Here is a 21,509-nt window from a genome sequence, read left to right as displayed (position 1 = left end):
CACCATGAGGGGGAGTGTGTGAACAGACCCGGCCCCCAGTGGCATTACCGCTATTTGCGTCTTTCCCGCTTTCCGGTGCTGCAGGCACTGTTTGCCGGGGTTCTGCATGCCTGGGCGCTGTCGCACCAGGGCAGTGTGAACAGCTGGCTGCAGGTGCTGGCACTGGTCTGGCTGGCCGGGCTGATTGCCCAGTCACCGCGTGTAGTGAAAGCCGCGCTGATCGGCTGGTTGTTTGCATTGGCATGGCTGGTTGGCAGCGTCTGGTGGCTGTATATCAGTATGCATCGGTATGGTGGTATGCCATCGGTGCTGGCGGCTTTGGCGGTGGTGTTGTTGTGTGCCGGCCTGGCGTTGATTTATGCACTGGCCATGGCGCTGGTGCGTAAAGTGTCCCGTCCAGCAACGGTATCGATTGTAGGATTTTCTGCCGCCTGGTTACTTGCAGAGCTGATGCGCGGCTGGATTTTTACCGGCTTTCCCTGGGCGTCATCGGGTTACGCACAGGTTGACAATACGGTATTGAATGCGTATGCCCCATGGTTGGGGGTGTATGGCATTGGTGCTGTTGCGGCGCTGCTGGCAGCAAGTGTGGCAACCATCTTTTTGACACCAAAGGACACATGGCGCCAGTTGATGGCTGCGTGGGTAGCCATTGTGGTGGTGTTGGGGCTGCACTGGTCGTTACGGCATGACTTTACCGAGCCTGCCGGCACCATCAAAGTGGCACTGTTACAGGGCAATGTGCCGCAGAACCTGAAGTTTGAGCAGGAGACGATGCTCAATGCGCTGCACTGGTATCTCAATGAACTGCTGCAGGCGCAGGAACAGGGTGTTGATCTGGTGGTGGCGCCTGAAACAGCGATTCCGACGTTTCCCTCATATTTGCCGCGTGGCCTGTGGGAGGGACTGAGAGCGGAGTTTGCCGCAGGGGATACGGCCGCATTGATCGGGATTCCGCTGCGGACCGATGCAACAGGCGTGACCAATTCGATGATCGGGCTGGCACCGGGGCAGGCGTTATACCAGTACGATAAACATCATCTGGTGCCGTTTGGAGAGTTTATTCCCTGGGGTTTTCGCTGGTTCGTCGATATGATGGATATTCCTTTAGGGGATATGGACCGCGGCGCCGTGGATGCCACATCCTTGTGGTGGCGTGGCCAGCGCATTGCGCCCAATATCTGTTACGAAGATTTGTTTGGTGAAGAGCTGGCCCGGCGGTTTGCGGTGCCGGGGCAGGAGCCGACGATCATGGCCAATGCCAGCAACATTGCCTGGTTTGGTGATACAGTGGCGTTGCCCCAGCACTTGCAGATTGCACGCATGCGCTCGCTGGAGTTTCAACGCCCGATGATCCGCGCAACCAATACAGGTGTGACGGCCATTATTGACGATCAAGGGCGGGTGCAGGGCATGCTGGCACCTTTCACGCAAGGTGTGCTGGCGGGGGATGTGCAGGGACGGCAGGGGCTGACATTTTATGTGTCTTGGGTCAGTGCCTGGGGGTTGTTGCCGTTATGGCTGTATGGGCTGGTGACGATCTCCTTTTTGTTGCTGCGCACGCGCACTCGCGTATCGAATTAAAATACTATTTTTCAATTAAAGATAAGAATGACCATGCTGACCTTTCAGCAATTGATATTGCGCCTACAAACTTATTGGGATGCACAAGGATGCGCCTTGCTTCAACCGTATGATATGGAGGTGGGGGCCGGCACCAGCCATACAGCAACTTTTCTGCGCTCGATCGGCCCGGAGCCATGGAAGGCCGCTTATGTGCAACCAAGCCGCCGCCCTAAAGATGGGCGTTATGGCGAAAACCCGAACCGGTTGCAGCACTATTACCAGTTTCAGGTGGTGTTAAAGCCAGCACCGGCAAACATTCTGGATTTATATCTGGGCTCGTTGCAGGCCGTGGGGTTTGATCTGAAGCGCAATGATATTCGTTTTGTGGAGGATGACTGGGAAAATCCGACACTGGGCGCCTGGGGCCTGGGCTGGGAAGTGTGGCTCAATGGCATGGAGGTGACGCAGTTCACCTATTTTCAGCAGGTGGGCGGCATTGACTGCAAACCGATCACCGGTGAAATTACGTATGGACTGGAGCGCCTGGCCATGTATCTGCAAGGCGTGGACAATGTGTATGACCTGGTCTGGACACAGCAGGCCGACGGCACGCGTTTGACATATGGCGATGTGTATCATCAGAATGAAGTGGAGCAGTCGACTTATAATTTTGAACACAGTGATGCGGCATTTTTATTTGAAGCATTTTCCGCCCATGAAAAAAGTGCTCAACACCTGATGAGTGAACAACTGGCATTGCCTGCGTATGAGCAGGTACTGAAAGCAGCACACACATTTAATCTGCTGGATGCGCGCGGGGCCATTTCGGTCACAGAGCGCGCGGCTTACATTGGCCGTATCCGCAATCTGGCGCGCAGCGTGGCGCAAAGTTATCTCGATAGCCGCGAGCGCCTGGGCTTTCCGATGGCAAGCCGGGCTGTTGCGCAAGAGGTGATGGCAAGTCTGCAAAAGAAAACCGCATGAGTGTCAAAGGCTGCAGAATGAAAAAACAGAATTTACTGGTCGAATTATTTGTTGAAGAGCTGCCCCCCAAGGCGCTGCGGACGTTAGGCGAGGCATTTGCCAATGTACTGTCGCAGGAGCTGAAAGCGCAAGGGCTGGCCGGAGATGATGCGGAGGTCACACCTTTTGCTTCACCGCGCCGCTTGGCGGCGCATATCACGCAGGTGGTGTCACAGGCACCGGATCAAAGGGTTTCACGTAAACTGATGCCGGTATCGGTGGGGCTGGATGCACAGGGGCAGGCAACGCCCGCGTTGCTCAAAAAACTTGCCAGCCTGGGGGCCGATGCTTCTGCTGTTGCTGAGCTTAAACGCGAACAGGATGGTAAAAATGAGGTGCTGTTTTATGACAGCACGGTTACCGGTGCAACGTTGCAGGCAGGTTTGCAGCGTGCGTTGGATACGGCAGTAGCCAAGTTACCCATTCCCAAAGTGATGAGTTACCAGTTGGCAGACGGCTGGAGCACGGTGCATTTTGTGCGCCCGGTTCATGCGATGATTGCCTTGCATGGCACAGATATTATTCCAGTGCAGGCGTTTGGCCTGACCGCAGGACGCACAACGCATGGGCACCGTTTTGAGGCGCAGGCAGATCCGATCGAGGTTCAGAATGCTGACAGTTATGCCGAGCAGCTTAAAAATGAAGGCGCTGTGCTTGCCTGCTTTACCGAACGGCGGCTGTGGATTCAGACGCAGTTGGAGCAGGCTGCGCAGGCCGTTGGCGGAGGGGTGAAGCCGATTGCCGATACCGCGTTGCTTGATGAGGTGACGGCTTTGGTCGAGCGCCCGAATGTGCTGGTGTGTGCGTTTGAACCGGCATTTCTGGAAGTGCCGCAAGAATGCCTGATTTTAACAATGAAGGCAAATCAGAAATATTTTCCGCTGCTCGATGCGGATGATAAATTGACGAACCAGTTTTTGGTGGTCAGCAATATCCGCCCGGATGATGCCAGTGCTGTGATTGGCGGCAATGAGCGGGTGGTGCGCCCGCGTCTGGCGGATGCCAAATTCTTTTACGATCAGGATCGTAAAAAGCCATTGGAAGCACGCGAAAAGAATTACGCCAGCGTGGTGTACCACAATAAACTTGGCTCATTGGCAGACCGCGTGAGCCGTATCCGTCAGATTGCACAGGCCATTGCCGGTAAGCTGGGGGATGATGCGCTGCGTATGCAGGCCGATCTGGCTGCACGCTTGGCAAAGGCCGATCTGTTAACGGATATGGTCGGTGAGTTTCCCGAATTGCAGGGGATTATGGGGCGTTATTACGCTTTGAACGATGGGTTGCCGGTGGAGGTGGCGCAGGCCATTGAAGACCATTACAAGCCTCGCTTTGCCGGAGACGAATTGCCGCGTAACCCGGTCGGGGTGATTGTGGCTTTGGCCGACAAGCTGGAAACGCTGGTAGGTATGTTTGGCATCGGCAATGTGCCTACCGGCGATAAAGATCCTTTTGCGCTTCGCCGTCATGCGCTGGGGGTGATCCGCATGCTGGCTGATAAGCAACTGCCGCTGCAACTGGACTGGCTGCTGGAAATGGCTGCAACAGCGTTTATGGGCGCGGCAGGTGTGGATGCACAGTTTAAAGACCCGTCTCAAGCGGTGGCGGATTTTATCTATGAACGGTTTTCCGGTGCGTTGCGTGACCAGGGGTACCGGGCGCAGGAGATTGATGCTGTTTTGGTCTTGCGGCCGCAGCGTCTGGATGATGTTTTAAACCGCCTCGAAGCGGTGCGTGCTTTTGCCGCTTTGCCACAAGCGCCTGCTTTGGCTGCAGCCAACAAGCGTGTGGGGAATATTCTGAAAAAGACAGCCGAGCCGGTTGCAGCGCAGGTGGATGCAGCTTTGCTCAGTGAGCCGGCGGAAGTTGCTCTGGAGAGTGCTTTGCGAAATGCTCAGCAAGCTTCAGACCTGGCCTATACGCAAGGGGATTACACGACTTCTCTTAAAGAGCTGGCTGTATTGAAAGTACCGGTGGATGCTTTTTTTGATCAGGTCATGGTGAATGCAGAAGACCAGGCGTTGCGTCGCAACCGTTTGGGTCTGCTGGCTTTGATGCACCAGGTGATGAACCGTGTTGCAGATTTGTCGCAACTGGCCTGACGAGCGGTAGAGGGTAAATGATGCCGATATCATCTACATCACCCAAGCTGGTGATTCTGGATCGTGATGGAACCATCAACGAGGACAGCGATCACTTTGTGAAATCTCCCGATGAGTGGATTCCTCTGCCGGGAGCATTGCAGGCGATTGCCCGGCTGAGCCAGATGGGCTGGCAGGTGGTGGTGGCGACCAATCAATCCGGGCTGGGCCGGGGACTGTTTGATATTGTGGCATTGAATGCCATGCATGAAAAAATGAAACAGTTGCTGGCGGTCGAGGGTGGGCGTATTGAGGCGGTGTTTTTTTGCCCTCATGTGGCCTCAGACATGTGCCACTGTCGCAAGCCGCTTCCGGGGTTGTTTGAACAGATTGGCGAGCGTTTCCGGGCGGATTTGCGTGATGTGCCTGCCGTAGGCGATTCGCTGCGAGATTTGCAGGCAGCGGCAGCAGCAGGTGCGCAGCCGCATCTGGTACGCACGGGGAAAGGGCAGCAGACAGCGCTGCGCGATGATTTGCCTTCCGGAACGGTCATTCATGAGGACCTGTCACACTTTGTAGACTACTGGCTTCAACAGCAGGCTCAGTTGAATGACGGGACAGATCTGCCCGAAGAAAAGCTGGGGCAGGATGCTTTGGCTGCCAGTCGGGACCAGAGGGGCGTGTGATATGGCTTTGATTGCTTCAGTATTACACATGATCCTGATGGCATTGACCATTATTCCCGTCAGCATTGTGATGGCGGTCGGCCGGTTTTTTTTGCCGGAAAAAGTGATTTACCATATTGGTGCAAGGTGGTGCCAGTTCAGTATTTATACATTACGCTGGTTGTGCAGGGTCAAGTGGCGCGTGACAGGGCTGGAAAACCTTCCCGCAGATCCGAATGCGCGCATTGTGCTGTTATGCAAACACCAGTCGGCATGGGAAACGCTGGCAATGAATTGGGTGCTGCAGCATGATATTGTGTTTGTGTTTAAAAAAGAGCTGCTTCAAATTCCTTTTTTCGGCTGGGCGATAGGCAGCGTGGATATGATTTACATTGACCGCCAGGCACGTACCCAGGCGATGCAGAAAGTGGTCAGTGAGGGCAGGCGCCTGATTGACAAGGGGCGCTGGGTCATCATGTTTCCCGAAGGTACCAGAATACCGCGTGGACAGACTGGCAGTTATAAGTCTGGAGGCGCCAGGGTGGCGGTAGCGACACAGGCCGATATCATTCCGATTGCGGTGACATCTGCCAAGTGCTGGCCCAAAGGGGCGTTTGTCAAAAAACCTGGCACCATTGATGTGGTGATCGGCCCGGCTATTCCAAGCGCTGGACGGGACCACCATGAATTGACGCATGAAGTGCAGACATGGATTGAAAATCAGATGCGGCATATTGACCCGCAGGCTTACACGGCAGAACAGGTTGCGCAGCAGCCGGTTGCCCAGTCGGAAACGGAGTGAAGTTACCTGTGCACGACGAAAATTTGTTTCAGCTATCGTTATTTGATCAGGATGAGCATGGCGCTCCTCCACAGGAGTCTCACCAACTCCAGAGTTTAGCCAAGCAGGCCATGCCTTTTGTCAAAGAGCTAAGTTCTGTCGGAGGGATGCCTATTTATCTGAACCCGAGGGCCAACCGCCATATTTATCTGGACCAGTGCTGTATTGCCTATGAGCTGCAATACAAACGCCGGCGGAATATGGCATTGCATGTCAGCGCCGAGGGCGTGAGTGTCAGTGTGCCGCGGTGGGTCGGGCAACAGGAAATTGAGCAGTTTTTGAAAGAAAAATCCCGCTGGCTGTTGCGCAAGCTGAAAGAACAGCAGGACCGGCACCATCGCGAAGATGCTTTGCGGATCCGATGGGAAGACGGTGGAGAGCTGACATACCTCGGTCAAAAAATAGTATTGCGGTTACAGCCGGAAAGTCAGGATATATGCCTGAAAGACGAGGGGCTGGGCCGTGTATTGTGTGTGGGTGGCGGGGATTATCATTCTGACCCGGCCAAGTTACGAGAGACCGTGCAGCAATGGATGAAGCAGCAAGCCATGCAACTGTTTGAAAAACGCTGCGCCTATTATGCAGACATCATGAAAGTGTGTCCGCAGCAGATTCGTTTAACGTCTGCAGCAACGCGCTGGGGCAGTGCCACAACGCAAGGTGTGATCCGGCTGCACTGGCGGTTGATCGAAATGCCACCGGAGCTTATTGATTATGTTGTTGTGCATGAGCTGGCTCATTTGCATGAGATGAACCACAGCCTGCGGTTTTGGAATTGGGTGGCACAGGTGCTGCCGGACTACAAGGAGCAGCGCAAACTGCTGAAAAACCGGGTCATGCTGACATGGTGACAGTCAAAAACGCTTGACTGGGTACGTGCGGCCGTCCGTTCAATTAAATTGGGGATTCTGTGTGAAAAATGACGTTTAGAGGCGTCAATTGGCGAATAATTTTGCGTATTGTGTGTACGAAACGATAAAATAGCTCTGTTTTCAATCACTTAAATAGATTTGAATGTTATGGTGATTGAGTGGGCAAAACAAATTGAATGCGTGGGAGAGGGACTGATGAAAAGTCAACTGCAGTTACGTCAACGTGGCATGACCATGATGGGAATGCTGATTACGGTCATTATTCTTGGGATTCTGGCTGTGGCAGCCATACGGGTGATTCCTGTTCTGACGGAATACCAGACGGTTTCCAAGGTGGCTCGGTTTGCTGCAAATAGCAGTACTGAAGCCGAAGTGCGTAGCCGGTTTGATACGCAGATCCGTATGGAAGGGGTGACTTCCCCGCCGATCACGGGCAATGATCTGAAAATTACCAATGCAGGCACTAACCGTACAACGGTGTCTTTCAGTTATGACAAAGTCATTCCGATTGTGGGATCGTACTCATACACCATCCATTTTTCCGATTCTCAGACAGCCGGCACCCAACGCTAGCGGGCTGAGTGGTTTGCTGTGAGACTTCTGCGCGGATAACATTGCATCGATGGATACTTTACAGCAAAGGCTTGAATATCGTTTCAGCCATATCAAATTGTTGGAACAGGCGCTGACGCATCGGAGCTATAGCTCGACGCATAATGAACGGCTGGAGTTTTTGGGAGATTCGGTACTGAATCTCTCTATTGCAACGCGCCTGTATCAGTTTCTTCCAGATGCCAGCGAGGGGGATTTATCGCGCATCCGGGCGCATCTGGTTCGTGAGACCACGCTGCACCAACTGGCCTTACACCTGGGATTGAACCATGCATTAAAGCTGGGCGAGGGTGAATTGCGCAGCGGTGGTGCTGAACGCCCTTCCATTCTGGCCGATGCACTGGAAGCAGTGATCGGAGCCATTTACCTTGATGGCGGTTTTGCAGCAGCAGATGCGTTTGTGCAAACACTTTTTCAGCCCGAGTTTGAAGGACAGTCGGTGACTTCGGCAGACTGGGGTAAAGACGCCAAAACGGCTTTGCAGGAATGGTTGCAGGGCCGCCATATGAGTCTGCCGGTGTATACGGTCAGTGCCACCCATGGTGCTTTGCATAACCAGACTTTTGAAGTGCAATGCAGTGTGGTCAAGTTGGATATGGTGGCTTATGGCCAGGGCACTTCGCGCCGCAGCGCTGAGCAGGAGGCGGCACAGAATATGTTACAGTTGCTTAGACAAAAATACAAAGAAAAAGGCCGCACAGGCAAGCATGATAAGCCTGCGAAGTGACATCGACTGAACATAAAAGGCAATTGGACGCATGAAAGAACCATCTTCTCTGAAGGCTTTACCTGCCGGCCCGCAGCGGTGCGGGTTGGTGGCAATTATCGGGCGCCCCAATGTGGGCAAGTCCACGTTGCTGAATGCACTGGTCGGGCAGAAGGTCAGCATCACCTCTAAAAAGGCGCAGACAACCCGGCACCGCATCATGGGTGTGAGAACGCTGGAAAATGCGCAGTTTGTTTTCATGGATACACCGGGCTTTCAGACACAGCATGCCGCTGCATTGAATCGCTCGTTGAACAAGACCGTCCAGGGGGCCTTGGCCGATGTGGATCTGGTTCTGTTTGTGGTGGAGGCTGGGCGTTTTGACCTGAATGACGCGAAAGTGTTGAACCTGATTCCGCAGGAAACACCGGTATTTCTGGTTGCCAATAAGCTTGATCGCGTGCACCGGCGCAGTGAGCTGGCACCATGGCTCAAAAGCATGCAGGAGCGTTATCCTTTTGCCGAGTTTGTACCGTTGTCGGCCCGCTCTCCTAAGGATGTACAGAAGCTGTTGCATATTTGTGTCTCTTATCTGCCTGAACAGGACTGGTGGTATGACGAGCAGATGCTTACAGATCGCAGTGAGCGCTTTTTAGCCACTGAAATTGTGCGCGAAAAGCTATTTCGCCTCACGGGGGATGAATTGCCTTATACCTCTGCGGTGATTCTGGACCAGTTTCAGGAGGAAGAGCAGGACGGAAAACGTTATATCCGTATCAGCACTTCCATTGTGGTAGACCGTGAAGCGCACAAAGGTATGATCATTGGCGCTGGCGGCGAGCGGCTGAAGCGGATCGGCACAGATGCCCGGCGTGATTTGGAACAGTTGCTCGATGCCCGCGTTTTTCTGGAGCTGTGGGTGAAAGTGCGCTCCGGCTGGGCCGATGATGAAGCCCGGATCCGTGCGTTCGGTTACGAGTGACGGATGGCTGTACGCAGATCTTCGCATACGGCCGGACAGGGCGTTCACGGCGAGCCGGCCTATGTTTTGCACCGTTATGAGTGGAGCGAATCCAGCCTGATTCTCGAGCTATTTACCCGTAACTTGGGGCGTGTGGCGGTTGCGGCAAAAGGGGTACGCAAGCCCGCATCGGCTTTCCGTTCTGTCCTGTTGCCCTTTCAGCCTTTGTTGGTGAGTCTGGGGCCGCAAGCACAAATTCGCACGCTCCGAGGCGCAGAATGGGCCGGAGGCTATGCAATGCCCACCGGAGAGCCGCTGCTGGTCGGTTATTATGTCAACGAACTTCTGATGCGGTTATTGGCACGAGAAGATGTGCAGCCTCTGGTGTTTGATGCCTATGCGCAAACACTGGCATTCATTGCAAAGCATTCAGGCGAAAAAGTCGCAGAACCCATGCTGCGGGTGTTTGAGTTGATTTTGTTGCGTGCCCTTGGTGTTTTGCCTGCTTTAAATCATGAGGCCCTCTCTATGAGGGCTTTGCAGCCAGGCGGCTACTATATGCTGGATCCTGAAAACGGATTGATGCTGCAAAATACGTCAACGTCCCCCTCATACTCCCGCGCAAGAGCGTTACCGGCCCAACAGTGGGAACAGATACAACAGGCGCTGGATACGGAAGAAGAGGTTTTAAATACATTGCCGTTGGCGGTTGAAGCCGTTGCGGTTGAACTGAAACCTGCATTGCGTGTTTTGCTGAACCACCATGCGGGCGTGGTATCTTTGCAGACCCGTAAACTGATGCTCTCGTTACAAAAACGGACCTGATCTTGTTACGCTCAAAAAATATCAAAAGCGGCGGCTTGCGTCATTCAGACGGTTTTTTGCTGATCATTGTGTATTTTTAGAGACATTTTTTCACAGATCTAAACCTCACTTTATTACATGTAATAAATATTTGAAATATTGATTCAAAATAAATAATATAAAAGTTTTGGTCAGAGGGCCTGCAATTGCCTGTATAGTATAAAGTTTGTATATGGGCGTTGATGGGTGAGGGAGTCCGGCAATATCATGATTTATGGCATTGGCACTGATTTGTGCGAAATTGCACGTGTGGAGCAGGCCATAGCACGCCATGGGGACCGCTTTGCCGAGCGTTTGCTGGGGCCGTCGGAGTTGATCGTCTACCGGCAGCGTTCACAGAAACTGCCTGTGCACGGTATCAGATACCTGGCAACTCGGTTTGCAGCCAAAGAAGCTTTTTCAAAGGCAATCGGGCTGGGTATTCATATGCCTATGACGTGGCGGCGCTGTGAAATATTGAAAAAACCTTCCGGCCAACCTTATATCAAATTACATGATGAGTTGGACGAATGGTTTGGGCAGCAGCATTTAAAAGCACATGTCAGCGTGACCGATGAGGCAGCGTATGTCATGGCTTTTGTTGTGGTTGAGACTATAGAGTGATAAAGTGCCACCTAATTTGGGACAGCAAACAGTGCGATTGAAAGTTATTCCATGAAGCAAAATAGAAAAGCTTTATTACAGCAGGAGATTGCAGGTACGCCGGAATTGACGTGCGCGCCGGTAGTGTTGGACATTGCGGGCACTTCTTTGAGCGAAGACGATCGCCGCCGGCTTGAACACCCTTTGACCGGGGGCGTGATCTTATTTGCCCGTAACTGGCAGAGCAGGACGCAACTGTGCGATCTGACCAGTGATATCAAGTCAGTCCGGCCGGATGTTTTGATTGCTGTCGACCATGAGGGCGGGCGTGTGCAGCGGTTCCGTTCAGACGGGTTCACCATTATTCCTGCCATGCGTGCGCTGGGGCAGTTATGGGTCAATGACGACCTGAAACAGCCTGGCAAAGGGCCACTGGCGGCCGTGGAATCAGCCACCGCCTGTGGTTATGTGCTGGCAGCCGAGTTGCGCGCGTGCGGGGTGGACTTCAGTTTTACGCCGGTGCTGGATCTGGACTGGGGCAAAAGCGAAGTGGTCGGTAACAGGTCATTCTCACACGACCCCCGGGTAGTCAGCTTGCTGGCCCGTTCTGTCATGCACGGCCTCAAAATTGCCGGCATGAGTAATTGCGGCAAGCATTTCCCGGGGCATGGCTTTGTCCAGGCAGACTCCCATACGGCGGTTCCTGTGGATGAGCGCTCATTGCAGCAGATATTGAAATACGATGTGCTGCCTTATCAGACGCTGGGCATTGCACTGGATGCCGTGATGCCTGCTCATGTGGTTTACTCGCAGGTGGATTCGCTGCCGGCCGGGTATTCGTCACGCTGGCTGCAGGATATTTTGCGTGGTGAACTGGAGTTCAACGGCTGCATTTTCAGTGACGACCTGAGTATGGAAGGGGGGCGCTACGTCAACGGTAAGCTGCTTGACTATACGCAGGCGGCTGTACTGGCATTGCAGGCCGGCTGTGACATGGTGCTGCTGTGCAATCAGTCTGTCAACAATGCGAAAGCATTGGATGGTCTGCTGGACGGACTTTGGGCTGCGCAGCAGAAGGAAGAGTGGACGCCCCGGCTGATCAGTGAATACCGCAGACGCGTTTTGCTGCCGCAACAGCCCGCACCGACCTGGGAGTTTCTGATGGATGAGCCGCGTTACCTGCAGGCGCAGGAGGCGATGGCTGACCTTTAAGGTCAGGGAAAATCCTGGGTTTGATCTGTCAGAGGTTATGATGACCGTTGATCAAACGAGCATAAAGGATTTTCCATGTTTAAAAAAGCTGTCTTGTTCGCTGCAATTGTGCCGGTTTTAGTGTTGGCAGGCTGTTCTAACAGCGAGTATGAACAGGCGCGCAAAGATTTTATGGACGGCTGTACACTACAGGGCGGTGCAAATGAAAAAATTTGCGCCTGCTCTTTTGACAAGGCTGCAGAAGGCTTCTCAAAATCTGAGATTGTTGAATTGAATCAGGGCACGAATTCAGCCAATGCACAGAAATTTGCCACGGCTATATTTGCCGCAATGAAGTCTTGCATGACAGGCTCCTGATCGTTTCAGTTTTTTCAGCGGGAAGCTTCGCGAATATTAACTGGCTCAACAAGCGGCTTCCTGCTCATACTGCTTCACCAGCGCTGCAAATTTCTGCACATATTGGATCAGATCCAAATAATCATCTGCTTTGATATTGCTCGCGTAGTAATAATCCAGATCTTTGTCAGTCGTCATGGCTGTATGCTCTTAAAGTATTCAGTCATTTGAGCGCCTGTTTGAGTTCGTACAGAATATCCAGTGCCTCTTTAGGCGACAATGTGTCAGGGTTGACTTCTGCCAGCTTGTTTTCCACGGTGCTGCGCGGTGCGGGAAACGCTTCTGCTACCGGCGCTGGCGTATGGAACAGATCAACCTGTGCCACCTGCTCCTGCTGGTGTGCTTCAAGGGCTTTGAGCGTGTGCTGTGCCTGCCGTATGACGGCTGCCGGTACGCCAGCCAGTCGGGCTACCTGCACGCCATAGCTGCGGCTGGCCGGGCCTGGCTGCACCTCATGCAGAAAGGCGATGCCGTTGTTGGACTCGACCGCGCTGACGTGCACGTTCAGCGCCAGCGGATGGCTGGCCGGGAATTCTGTCAGTTCAAAATAATGGGTGGCAAACAGCGTGAAGGATTTGTTTTTGTCGTGCAGGTGTGCGGCGATGGCACCTGCCAGCGCCAAGCCATCAAAGGTGGAGGTGCCTCTTCCGATTTCGTCCATCAGCACCAGCGAGTGCTCGGTAGCGGCATGCAGAATGGCGGCGGCTTCGGTCATTTCGAGCATGAAGGTGGACTGGGCATTGGCCAGGTCGTCTGCCGCGCCAATGCGGGTATGAATGGCGTCAATCGGCCCCAGGGTGCAGGCCAGGGCCGGAACGTAAGAGCCAACGGCCGCCAGCAGCACAATCAGCGCCACCTGCCGCATGAAGGTGGATTTACCGCCCATGTTCGGGCCGGTCACAATCAGCATGCGGTGTTTGGTGTCCAGCCGGCAGTCGTTGGCGATAAAGCTGTGCGAGCCGGTTTCCATCAACCGGGCTTCAACCACCGGGTGTCGTCCCCCTGTAATTTCCAGGCAGGGTTCTTTGACAAAACGCGGGCAGTTCCAGTGCAGGGTTTGGGCGCGCTCAGTCAGTGCAGCCAGTGTATCCAGCGTTGCCAATGCGGTAGCCAGTCGGGTTAATTCGGGGACATGTGTTTGCAGGTCTTCCAGTAACTGCTCGTACAGCATTTTTTCACGTGCCAATGCACGCTCTTTGGCAGACAGCGCTTTGTCTTCAAATGCTTTCAGTTCAGGGGTGATGAACCGCTCGGCATTTTTCATGGTCTGGCGGCGCTGGTAGTTATCGGGTACACGGTCCAGTTGGCCGGCAGTGACTTCGATGAAGTAGCCGTGCACACGGTTGAACTGTACGCGCAGGTTGTTAATGCCGGTGCGTTCACGTTCACGTGTTTCCATTTCAATGAGAAATGTGCTGCTGTCGTTACCAATGGTGCGTAACTCGTCCAGTTCGTGGTCAAAGCCTTCGGCGATGACACCGCCGTCACGCAGAATGGCCGCTGGCTCAGGCAGAATGGCTGCATCCAGCGTCTGGGCAATGTCCGGCGTGGGGGTGAGGTGGGCACACAATGAGGCCAGCAGCGTACCCGGCTCATCGGTATCCAGTGTGCTTTGTGACGGTATTTCCTGCGGCACGATGGCGCGCAAAGCGGGTAATGCGACCAGACTTTCACGCAACGCAGCCAGCTCCCGCGGGCGGGCCTGGCGTAAAGCCAGGCGCGCGGTAATGCGTTCCACATCGCTGATGCTGCGCAGCCCTTGACGGATTGCCGCATGTGCATCGGGGTGTGCCAAGAGTGTGGCAATGGCCTGTTGCCTGCGTATGGCATGGTGGCGCTTGCGCTCAGGCGCCAGCAGCCAGCGTTTCAGTGTGCGGCTGCCCATGGAGGTCTGGCAGGTGTCGATCAGAGAAAACAGTGTGGGGGCTTCTTCTCCGCGCAGTGTCTGTACCAGTTCAAGATTGCGGCAGGTGGCCGGGGGCAGTTCAATCGTATCATCCTGCCGTTCCACCTTCAGGTCATTCAGGTGTGAGAGCACCCGGCCCTGGGTGTGCTCGGCATAAGTGAGCAAAGCGGCTGCGGCTGCATGGCAGGCGGGTAATTGTTGTGCTCCCCAGGCTTCCAGTGAGGCAACCTGCAGGTGTTCACACAGGGTGCGTTGCCCCAGTGCGGCGTCAAACTGCCATGCCGGTCGCGGTGTGACGGCAATGTGCACCAGATCGGCCGACTGCAGCGCATGTTGTACCTGCTCGCGCTGTCGTTCGCTGAGCTCCTGTGATATGACAACTTCAGCCGGGTTGATGCGTGTGAGCCATGCCGGCAGTTCATCCAGCGGGCTTTCCGCCAGTGTGATCTGCCCGCGTGTCATGCTCAGCCATGCCAGCCCAAGCGGTTGCCCGCGGCCGGACATATGCAGTGTCAGCAGCAGGTTTTCCTGTTTGTCTGAGCTCAACTCACTTTCGGTGAGTGTGCCGGGCGTGACCACGCGAACCACTTTGCGCTCCATCGGACCTTTGGTTTCGCCCGGTGTACCGATCTGTTCGCAGATTGCAACCGACTCTCCCAGCCGGATCAGCCGGGCCAGATAGTTTTCCATTGCATGCACGGGGACACCGGCCATCGGGATGGGTTCCCCGGCAGACTGCCCGCGCTTGGTCAGCGTCAGGTCAAGCAGGCGGGCCGCACGCTCTGCATCCTGGTAAAACATTTCATAAAAATCACCCATACGGTAAAACACCAGCGTGGTCGGGAACTGCATTTTGGCCCGCAGATACTGTTGCATCATGGGTGTATGGCTGGCAAGCTGGTCTTCGGTGAGGGCAGAGAAATTCATGGTGTCAGTAGATATGGCGGCAAGATCAAAAGAGTTATTTTAGAACCTGCGTTCATTGTAAATGATGTGCAAGGCGTATCCCGGAAAAGTCCTTAAGGTATCTTATGAAGATACTTTGAATGTATTTAGAGGTGGGGGCAGACTGGACAGGTAGCATGTAGTTATCTGGCAAAACAACAAAAACGAGGTAACAACATGGCGTCTTCAAACCGGAAACTGCGTAGAAAACAGACTTATAAGAGCAGGGTTAGTCTTTGGAATGTGTTAAAAAAAATGTCCACAATTCTTTTTGACAATCCCGTCATCAAACTGATATGGCCGTTTTTTCTGCTGGCCTACGTCACATTGCCGTTTTGGTGTAAACCATTGCAAGACTCTTTTGATGAGAGGCTTGCTCTCGCCTTTATCTCTTTATTTTATGTTCCAACTGCATTCATGATCGCACTGACATCTGTTGTCGTATGGATTTTTGACAAGTTGTCCGCCAGCATCATGATGTTTTTAGCCTGTAACGGTATGATTATTCTTATTCCGATTATGGGGTGGCTGGAAAGGTATCTAGGCGGATAGGCGTGCGGTGGCAGCCTCAGTGAAAAAGCCTTGCAATCAGCTTGATGCAGCCCTTTGCAGGCGGTCACGCACGCCAATCCATTCGGGCCCATCGGGTGGTGTTTCCACCCACAGCAGGCTGACGCCCTGAGCGTCGAAGTCGTGCAGTGCGGAAAATAATTCATGCGCCGCGTCTTTGGCGTTGCCGGGCATCTGGCGTAAGACAATGTGAGACGCTTTTTTGACTTTAGGCAGATGCTGCGCATAGATGCCGATGCGGGCGTTATTGGCAGGTGATGCAACAGCCAGCATGCCAGCGGCGATTTTCAGGTCTTCCGCGGCCATTAACCGGACTTTGGCTTTGGGCGCATAGTGTGCACTCAGCGTACCGGGGGCTTTGGGGTCATCCACATGTACGTCGGCATGGATGATCAGGGGAACGCCTGCTGTGGCTTCCAGCTCTGCCGGCGTGTAGATACCGGGGCGCAATAATACAGGCTTGCCGCGGGAGCAGTCCACGATGGTGGATTCAATGCCAACGTCACTGGCACCGCCATCCAGTATCAGCGCAATGGGGCTGGGGCTGAGGTCAGCAAAAGCGTCCTGAACGTGCTGCGCAGTGGTGGGGCTGGTACGGCCAAAGCGGTTGGCACTGGGGGCGGCAATGCCATGCCCGCCCAGGGTTTCAAATGCTTTGAGCAGTGCCTGTGCCACCGGGTGTGAGGGGCAGCGCAGGCCAATGGTTTTCTGATGGCCGGCAGCAGCATCAGCGATGCCCGGTTTTCGTTGCAGTATCAGTGTCAGCGGCCCGGGCCAGTAGGCTTCAATGAGTTTCAGTGCAAATTCCGGCAGTTCCTGTGCATAGTGTTTTGCGGCTTCAAGCTGGCTGATATGCACAATGAGCGGGTGGTCTGTCGGGCGGCCTTTGGCCGTGAAAATGGCGTGGCAGGCTGTATCCTGATCCGCGTCAGCCCCCAGGCCGTAGACGGTTTCAGTTGGAATGGCAACCAGCTTGCCCTGTTTGAGTGCCTGTGTAGCCTGCTCAATGGCTTGAGGGTCTGTACCGGGCAGAATGCGAGAGGTCATACAAAAATCCATGCATGGTTCAAAGAAAGCTTATCTTTTGACGGCGCTTTCATTTACCATGGCTCAATTCCGAGAATACGGGCGGCTTCTAGGGCTGCTTCCTGGGCAGCGTTGAGCCGGGTCGCGGTGATGGTCAGATGCCCCATTTTGCGACCCGGGCGGGCCTCTGCTTTTCCGTAGAGGTGGAGGTGTGCTCCGGGAATGGCTAAAATTCTGTCCCATGCCGGGCAGCGCTGCTCGCCTTTTGGGGTCAGCCACAAGTCGCCGAGCAGGTTGAGCATGACAGCGCTGGAATGCTGTTTGGGCTCTACCAGCGGCAGGCCTGCCAATGTGCGAACCTGCGCTTCAAATTGGGAGCAGTAGCAGCCGTCAATGGTCCAGTGGCCCGAGTTGTGCGGGCGCGGCGCCATTTCGTTGGCAACCAGTACATTGTTTTCGAGTACAAAAAATTCCACACACAGCACGCCGACGAATTCCATGGTCTGTGCCAGTTTTTTGGCGGCATCAAATGCTTCTTTTTGCAGGGAGAGCGGCAGCCAGTTTTGATCCCACGATACTTCTGTCACGGCCAGTATGCCCTGGCGGTGTAAGTTGCGCTGAACCGGAAAATGGATGCTTTTTCCGTCGTGCCCGCGGGCGACCATGACGGAAATTTCGTACGCCAATGGCATCTTTTTTTCCAGTACGCAGGAGATCTGGTTCATCTGCTGCCAGGCTGCGGCAAGTTCGGCCGCGTTTTCGACAACCGCCTGGCCTTTACCGTCATATCCCTGGGTTGTGGTTTTTAAGATGCCGGGAAACAGCCGGTTATCAATATCGGCCAGATCCTCTGCCTTGTTGATGATGGCGTGCGGAGCACACAGAACCCCGCTTTTGCGGAAATAGGCTTTTTCTGTGGCGCGGTTCTGGCAGATGGCAACAGCCTGCGCTCCAGGAGCAACGGAAATGTGCTGAGATAGGGTTTCAAGCGCCTGCGCCGGAACGTTTTCAAATTCGGTGGTGACCGCAGCACAGATTTTCGCGAGTTGCTGCAAACCGGCCGGATCGGTATAGGCGGTGCGGATATGGTGGTGTGAAATGCCGCCCGCAGGGCTGTCAGCGGTCTCGTCCAGCACGGCTGTGCGGTAACCCATGCTTTGTGCCGCATGGACAAACATGCGGCCAAGCTGGCCGCCTCCCATGACGCCAAGGGTGGCATCTGGTTCTATGAAATGGGGCCGGGGCTTTTTCATTTTGGATTCTTTGCTTTGGTATTATTCGAGGGGAGGCAAAGTCATGGCGCGTGCGGCTTCGGTTTGCCGGCTGCGGAAGGCTTCAAGTTGTTGTTTTAATTGGGGCTGGTCCGTTGCCAACATGGCAACGGCAAACAGGGCCGCATTTGCAGCACCTGCTTCACCGATGGCAAAAGTCGCTACAGGGATGCCTTTGGGCATTTGCACAATGGAGTGCAGAGAATCCACGCCTCGCAGGTATTTGCTGGCAACTGGAACGCCCAGCACGGGGACGGTGGTTTTGGCTGCCAGCATGCCAGGCAGGTGGGCTGCGCCGCCGGCCCCGGCAATAATGGCTTTCAGGCCGCGGCTGGCAGCATCTTCAGCGTAGGCGAACATGTCGTCGGGCATGCGGTGCGCCGAAACAACCCGGGTTTCGTAGGCAATGCCAAAATCGCTGAGAATACGGGCCGCATGGCTCATGGTTTCCCAGTCGCTGTTGGAGCCCATGACTATGCCGATTTGGGGAGGAGGGATTTTGGTCATCATGATGTTGAGTATGTACGAAAAACGGAGCGTAGGGTTTGAATTTTAACGAACTGCCCCCATTTGTTGCCAGTCAAGGTTGTTTTTTTGCCTCTGGTAAACGACAGAATGCAAATATCATCTATCATTCGGTGAAATTAATCACACAGTGGCATTGCCGGAAATATGAAGAATCATGATTGATGTGACAATAGAAAATTTTGAGGCGGAAGTGATTGCTGCCTCTATGACGACACCGGTTTTGGTGGATTTCTGGGCACCATGGTGCGGGCCTTGCAAGTCTTTAGGGCCGATTCTGGAGAAAGTGGAGGCAGAGTATGCCGGGCGCTTCAAACTCGTCAAGATTGATACCGATGCACAGCCGCAACTGGCGCAGGCGTTTGGCATTCGCAGTATTCCGACGGTGATTCTGCTTGTCGGCGGGCAGCCGGTGGATGGTTTTGCCGGGGCGCTTCCGGAAGGGCAGGTCAAGGCTTTTCTGGATAAACATGTGCCCAGCGAAGAGGATATGCAGATACAAGCCAATGCGCAGGAGGCTGCCGAGCTAGCTGAATCAGGGGATATGGAAGCCGCGCTGGAGCGTTTCCAGGAAGCGCTGGCAGTCAACCCGGCAGACGATGAGATGCGCTGCAAGTATGTCGAGCTGTTGTTGCAACTGGGGAAAACGGAGCAGGCGCGTCAGGCATGGGAGCCGTTGGCTCCTTTGGTGACGGCCGGTGGAACGCTGGCAGCACGGCCGATGGCACTGGATGTATGGCTGAAGGCGCAGGAAGCGGATGCGGTGGCTCCTGCATTTGAGCAGTTGCAGGCTGCTATTGCTGCAAATAAAAGGGATTTTGACGCCCGTTTGGCCTTGGCACAACGCTGGCTTGTACAGGGTGAAAGGGTCAAAGCACTGGACGAGTTGCTTGAAATCATCATGCGGGATAAGAACTGGAATGATGGCGCGGCCCGCAAAGTTTATGTGGGAATTCTGGAACTGATGGCACCGCAGCAGGTTTCGCCCGCTACGCCTGCTGCCAAGCAGGGTGCAATTGCATTGGAGCGGCAGGAGCAGCAACTGGATCCCCAGCAAAAATTGGTTGCCGATTACCGCCGCCGGCTGAGCATGGCGCTGAATTGAACAGCAATACGAGACCTGGAAAATGAAACGGCGGCTTTTAGGCCGCTGTTTTGTTTTGAGGGTTGGCACCGAGGGCGCTGTCGCAGTGGTTTTTGCGGTTTGATGCTATATTGCAGGCTGTATGGGTCAAGTCTACGAATCATCATGAGCGAAGTGCTTAAAGTTGTGTTGGCAACCGGATGGGGCGTCTATTTACTGGTGCTGGCAATCTGGATTATTCTGGAGAAACGTTCTCCGCAGGCGACCATCGGCTGGCTTTTGGCTCTGGGTGGGTTACCCGTGGTGGGGCTGCTGATTTATTATTTTGTCGGGCCCCGCAAACTGAAGCGGCACCGTGTCATGCGTGGTATGAGGCGCCAGGTTCTGAGCAGTTACCGCAGCTACTGGAAAGAGCAACTGAAAGTGGCGCAGCAGTTTTATCCACAGGCAAAGTGTCTGGATGTTTCGCAACTGCCGCAGGAGGGAGAGTCGTATGCTGCGCTGATCCGGCAACTGGATGATCTGCATTTGCCGCACATGCTCAGCCAGCAGGCAAGACAGCTTTCTAGCATGGTGTTTGACAGTACCGGGCTACCGATTTCAATGGCCAGCCATTATCAGTTGCTGGAGGATGGCGGACAGACTATCGATGCCATTTGTGAAGCAATCCGGGCGGCGCGCCATACCGTGCATCTGGAATATTACATCTATGAACCGGATGAAACAGGAACCATGCTGCGGGATCTGCTGACGGAGAAAGCGCGTGCAGGTGTCAAGGTGCGGCTGCTGGTGGACTGGCTGGGGTCCCGCAAAATCACCCGCAAATATATGGCAGCGTTTATTGACGCCGGCGGAGAACTGGCGTTTTTTCACCAGGGCGCATTGCGCTGGATTCGCTCTGTCGTGAACATGCGTACGCACCGCAAAATTGTGGTGTGCGACGGCGCTGTGGGGTTTACCGGGGGCGTGAATGTGACCGATGAGGAAGACCTGCGGCGCAACAGCAATGCCTACCATGATCTGCATTTGAAGTTTGAAGGCCCGGCGGTTTATTGGCTGGAGCAGGTTTTTCTGGAGGACTGGCACTATACGACGGGGGAAGTGCCGCAGGATATTCCTGCGCCGGTGCCTTTGGAGGATGTGCCACAGGGCAAAGGGATGCAGGTGCAGGTGATTGCCAGTGGGCCTGATACACCGCAAGCGCCGATCTGGCGTGCCAAGTTGATGGCGATTAATGCGGCCAGGCACCGGGTATGGCTGGTAACACCTTATTTTGTGCCAGATGAGCCGGCGTTGTTTGCGTTGTCATCGGCGGCATTGCGCGGGCTGGATGTGCGCCTGATGGTGCCGAAAATGAGCGACAGCCTGGTTGTGACGCTGGCGGCACGTTCCTGGTATGGCGAACTGATGGCTGCCGGTGTGCGCATTTGGGAGTATGGCCCCCGGATGCTGCACAGCAAAACGCTGCTGGTGGATTGTGAGTACAGTTTCATCGGGACCGATAATTTTGATAACCGCAGTTTTCGCCTGAATTTTGAGGTGGCGGTGCTCAGCTATGAGCATACCGCCGCGCAGGCATTGGAGCAGCAGTTTATGCGCGATATGCTCTCGGCCAGGGAGTTGCATGCTTCCGACCTGAAAGTGCCGTTCTGGCAGCAGTTGCCTGAGGATATTGCCAGGCTGGGCGCCCCTTTGTTGTAAAGCAGGGCGGGCGTTTAAAAACGCGAAAAAAAGAATCCGGATTTGTGCAAGTACGGGTTCAAAATATCCTTGAAGTCTGCGTGCATAAAAAATAATCAGG

At 54.4% G+C, this 21,509-nt stretch carries 21 protein-coding genes; 16 read left to right on the top strand and 5 right to left on the bottom strand.

Annotated elements, in window-relative coordinates:
- The first annotated feature begins 18 nt into the window (after positions 1 to 18).
- The 13 genes from lnt to AACY98_RS10920 all read left to right on the top strand — a co-directional run bounded on the left by lnt (position 19) and on the right by AACY98_RS10920 (position 12,342).
- A complete protein-coding gene (gene lnt / locus AACY98_RS10980; protein ID WP_339804987.1) occupies positions 19 to 1,584 on the top strand; it encodes an apolipoprotein N-acyltransferase in 1,566 nt (521 codons plus the stop codon).
- A 33-nt stretch (positions 1,585 to 1,617) separates the two neighbouring features.
- Positions 1,618 to 2,550 carry a glycine--tRNA ligase subunit alpha gene (gene glyQ, locus AACY98_RS10975; RefSeq protein ID WP_126980349.1) on the top strand — a complete coding sequence of 311 codons (933 nt, stop codon included), beginning with the start codon at positions 1,618 to 1,620 and terminating at the stop codon, positions 2,548 to 2,550.
- A 17-nt stretch (positions 2,551 to 2,567) separates the two neighbouring features.
- Positions 2,568 to 4,691, top strand: a complete 2,124-nt coding sequence (gene glyS / locus AACY98_RS10970) for a glycine--tRNA ligase subunit beta (RefSeq protein WP_339804985.1) — start codon at positions 2,568 to 2,570, stop codon at positions 4,689 to 4,691.
- Positions 4,692 to 4,708: 17 nt separating this feature from the next.
- Complete coding sequence (gmhB, locus tag AACY98_RS10965) at positions 4,709 to 5,356, top strand: D-glycero-beta-D-manno-heptose 1,7-bisphosphate 7-phosphatase (protein WP_239442381.1); 648 nt, start codon at positions 4,709 to 4,711, stop codon at positions 5,354 to 5,356.
- Between the two features lies 1 nt (position 5,357).
- Positions 5,358 to 6,137 (top strand): lysophospholipid acyltransferase family protein, encoded by a 780-nt coding sequence (locus tag AACY98_RS10960; protein ID WP_339804982.1) that lies wholly within the window; start codon positions 5,358 to 5,360, stop codon positions 6,135 to 6,137.
- 8 nt (positions 6,138 to 6,145) lie between these two features.
- Positions 6,146 to 7,027 carry a M48 family metallopeptidase gene (locus AACY98_RS10955; protein ID WP_339804980.1) on the top strand — a complete coding sequence of 294 codons (882 nt, stop codon included), beginning with the start codon at positions 6,146 to 6,148 and terminating at the stop codon, positions 7,025 to 7,027.
- A 216-nt stretch (positions 7,028 to 7,243) separates the two neighbouring features.
- Positions 7,244 to 7,621, top strand: a complete 378-nt coding sequence (locus tag AACY98_RS10950; RefSeq protein WP_162615319.1) for a DUF4845 domain-containing protein — start codon at positions 7,244 to 7,246, stop codon at positions 7,619 to 7,621.
- 49 nt (positions 7,622 to 7,670) lie between these two features.
- Entirely contained in the window at positions 7,671 to 8,387 is a 717-nt protein-coding gene (gene rnc / locus AACY98_RS10945) for a ribonuclease III (RefSeq protein WP_339804975.1), read from the top strand.
- A 31-nt stretch (positions 8,388 to 8,418) separates the two neighbouring features.
- Positions 8,419 to 9,348, top strand: coding sequence for a GTPase Era (era, locus tag AACY98_RS10940; protein ID WP_339804973.1), 930 nt, complete (start codon positions 8,419 to 8,421; stop codon positions 9,346 to 9,348).
- A 3-nt stretch (positions 9,349 to 9,351) separates the two neighbouring features.
- On the top strand, positions 9,352 to 10,152 hold the full coding sequence (gene recO, locus AACY98_RS10935) for a DNA repair protein RecO (protein ID WP_339804971.1): 801 nt from the start codon (positions 9,352 to 9,354) through the stop codon (positions 10,150 to 10,152).
- Between the two features lie 246 nt (positions 10,153 to 10,398).
- Positions 10,399 to 10,794: a holo-ACP synthase gene (gene acpS / locus AACY98_RS10930; protein ID WP_339804969.1), complete on the top strand. Its 396-nt coding sequence runs from the start codon at positions 10,399 to 10,401 to the stop codon at positions 10,792 to 10,794.
- 51 nt (positions 10,795 to 10,845) lie between these two features.
- On the top strand, positions 10,846 to 11,985 hold the full coding sequence (gene nagZ / locus AACY98_RS10925; protein WP_339804967.1) for a beta-N-acetylhexosaminidase: 1,140 nt from the start codon (positions 10,846 to 10,848) through the stop codon (positions 11,983 to 11,985).
- Positions 11,986 to 12,060: 75 nt separating this feature from the next.
- Positions 12,061 to 12,342 (top strand): hypothetical protein, encoded by a 282-nt coding sequence (locus AACY98_RS10920; RefSeq protein ID WP_339804965.1) that lies wholly within the window; start codon positions 12,061 to 12,063, stop codon positions 12,340 to 12,342.
- Positions 12,343 to 12,387: 45 nt separating this feature from the next.
- On the opposite strand, the gene AACY98_RS10915 is transcribed toward AACY98_RS10920, so the two are convergent.
- Positions 12,388 to 12,519, bottom strand: coding sequence for a hypothetical protein (locus AACY98_RS10915; protein ID WP_339804963.1), 132 nt, complete (start codon positions 12,517 to 12,519; stop codon positions 12,388 to 12,390).
- Positions 12,520 to 12,544: 25 nt separating this feature from the next.
- Complete coding sequence (gene mutS / locus AACY98_RS10910) at positions 12,545 to 15,214, bottom strand: DNA mismatch repair protein MutS (protein ID WP_339804961.1); 2,670 nt, start codon at positions 15,212 to 15,214, stop codon at positions 12,545 to 12,547.
- Between the two features lie 273 nt (positions 15,215 to 15,487).
- Between mutS and AACY98_RS10905 the strand changes: the two genes are divergently transcribed.
- The gene (locus tag AACY98_RS10905) at positions 15,488 to 15,784 is read left to right on the top strand and encodes a hypothetical protein (RefSeq protein WP_339804959.1); all 297 of its coding nucleotides are present in this window, start codon (positions 15,488 to 15,490) and stop codon (positions 15,782 to 15,784) included.
- A 36-nt stretch (positions 15,785 to 15,820) separates the two neighbouring features.
- On the opposite strand, the gene AACY98_RS10900 is transcribed toward AACY98_RS10905, so the two are convergent.
- Genes AACY98_RS10900 through purE form a run of 3 tightly spaced genes read right to left on the bottom strand, consistent with a single transcriptional unit; the run spans position 15,821 to position 18,597 of the window.
- Positions 15,821 to 16,849 (bottom strand): L-threonylcarbamoyladenylate synthase, encoded by a 1,029-nt coding sequence (locus AACY98_RS10900; RefSeq protein WP_339804957.1) that lies wholly within the window; start codon positions 16,847 to 16,849, stop codon positions 15,821 to 15,823.
- Positions 16,850 to 16,902: 53 nt separating this feature from the next.
- Positions 16,903 to 18,081 (bottom strand): 5-(carboxyamino)imidazole ribonucleotide synthase, encoded by a 1,179-nt coding sequence (locus AACY98_RS10895; RefSeq protein WP_339804955.1) that lies wholly within the window; start codon positions 18,079 to 18,081, stop codon positions 16,903 to 16,905.
- Positions 18,082 to 18,102: 21 nt separating this feature from the next.
- A complete protein-coding gene (gene purE / locus AACY98_RS10890) occupies positions 18,103 to 18,597 on the bottom strand; it encodes a 5-(carboxyamino)imidazole ribonucleotide mutase (protein WP_339805218.1) in 495 nt (164 codons plus the stop codon).
- A 184-nt stretch (positions 18,598 to 18,781) separates the two neighbouring features.
- Between purE and trxA the strand changes: the two genes are divergently transcribed.
- Both trxA and cls read left to right on the top strand, forming a co-directional pair.
- Entirely contained in the window at positions 18,782 to 19,729 is a 948-nt protein-coding gene (gene trxA / locus AACY98_RS10885) for a thioredoxin (protein WP_126980311.1), read from the top strand.
- A 144-nt stretch (positions 19,730 to 19,873) separates the two neighbouring features.
- A complete protein-coding gene (cls, locus tag AACY98_RS10880) occupies positions 19,874 to 21,409 on the top strand; it encodes a cardiolipin synthase (RefSeq protein WP_339804951.1) in 1,536 nt (511 codons plus the stop codon).
- Positions 21,410 to 21,509: the final 100 nt, after the last annotated feature.

This window comes from Saezia sanguinis (assembly GCF_963921665.1).
GTDB lineage: Bacteria > Pseudomonadota > Gammaproteobacteria > Burkholderiales > Burkholderiaceae_C > Saezia > Saezia sanguinis.
This window is presented reverse-complemented; position numbering and strand designations above follow the sequence as displayed.

What these genes read in the sequence shown, in the direction of transcription:
- glyQ (WP_126980349.1), top strand. Translation starts at nt 1,618, where the DNA reads ATGCTGACCTTTCAGCAATTGATATTGCGCCTACAAACTTATTGGGAT.
- glyS (WP_339804985.1), top strand. Translation starts at nt 2,568, where the DNA reads ATGAAAAAACAGAATTTACTGGTCGAATTATTTGTTGAAGAGCTGCCC.
- gmhB (WP_239442381.1), top strand. Translation starts at nt 4,709, where the DNA reads ATGATGCCGATATCATCTACATCACCCAAGCTGGTGATTCTGGATCGT.
- AACY98_RS10960 (WP_339804982.1), top strand. Translation starts at nt 5,358, where the DNA reads ATGGCTTTGATTGCTTCAGTATTACACATGATCCTGATGGCATTGACC.
- AACY98_RS10950 (WP_162615319.1), top strand. Translation starts at nt 7,244, where the DNA reads ATGAAAAGTCAACTGCAGTTACGTCAACGTGGCATGACCATGATGGGA.
- rnc (WP_339804975.1), top strand. Translation starts at nt 7,671, where the DNA reads ATGGATACTTTACAGCAAAGGCTTGAATATCGTTTCAGCCATATCAAA.
- era (WP_339804973.1), top strand. Translation starts at nt 8,419, where the DNA reads ATGAAAGAACCATCTTCTCTGAAGGCTTTACCTGCCGGCCCGCAGCGG.
- recO (WP_339804971.1), top strand. Translation starts at nt 9,352, where the DNA reads ATGGCTGTACGCAGATCTTCGCATACGGCCGGACAGGGCGTTCACGGC.
- acpS (WP_339804969.1), top strand. Translation starts at nt 10,399, where the DNA reads ATGATTTATGGCATTGGCACTGATTTGTGCGAAATTGCACGTGTGGAG.
- nagZ (WP_339804967.1), top strand. Translation starts at nt 10,846, where the DNA reads ATGAAGCAAAATAGAAAAGCTTTATTACAGCAGGAGATTGCAGGTACG.
- AACY98_RS10920 (WP_339804965.1), top strand. Translation starts at nt 12,061, where the DNA reads ATGTTTAAAAAAGCTGTCTTGTTCGCTGCAATTGTGCCGGTTTTAGTG.
- AACY98_RS10915 (WP_339804963.1), bottom strand. Translation starts at nt 12,519, where the DNA reads ATGACGACTGACAAAGATCTGGATTATTACTACGCGAGCAATATCAAA.
- mutS (WP_339804961.1), bottom strand. Translation starts at nt 15,214, where the DNA reads ATGAATTTCTCTGCCCTCACCGAAGACCAGCTTGCCAGCCATACACCC.
- AACY98_RS10905 (WP_339804959.1), top strand. Translation starts at nt 15,488, where the DNA reads ATGTCCACAATTCTTTTTGACAATCCCGTCATCAAACTGATATGGCCG.
- AACY98_RS10900 (WP_339804957.1), bottom strand. Translation starts at nt 16,849, where the DNA reads ATGACCTCTCGCATTCTGCCCGGTACAGACCCTCAAGCCATTGAGCAG.
- AACY98_RS10895 (WP_339804955.1), bottom strand. Translation starts at nt 18,081, where the DNA reads ATGAAAAAGCCCCGGCCCCATTTCATAGAACCAGATGCCACCCTTGGC.
- trxA (WP_126980311.1), top strand. Translation starts at nt 18,782, where the DNA reads ATGATTGATGTGACAATAGAAAATTTTGAGGCGGAAGTGATTGCTGCC.
- cls (WP_339804951.1), top strand. Translation starts at nt 19,874, where the DNA reads ATGAGCGAAGTGCTTAAAGTTGTGTTGGCAACCGGATGGGGCGTCTAT.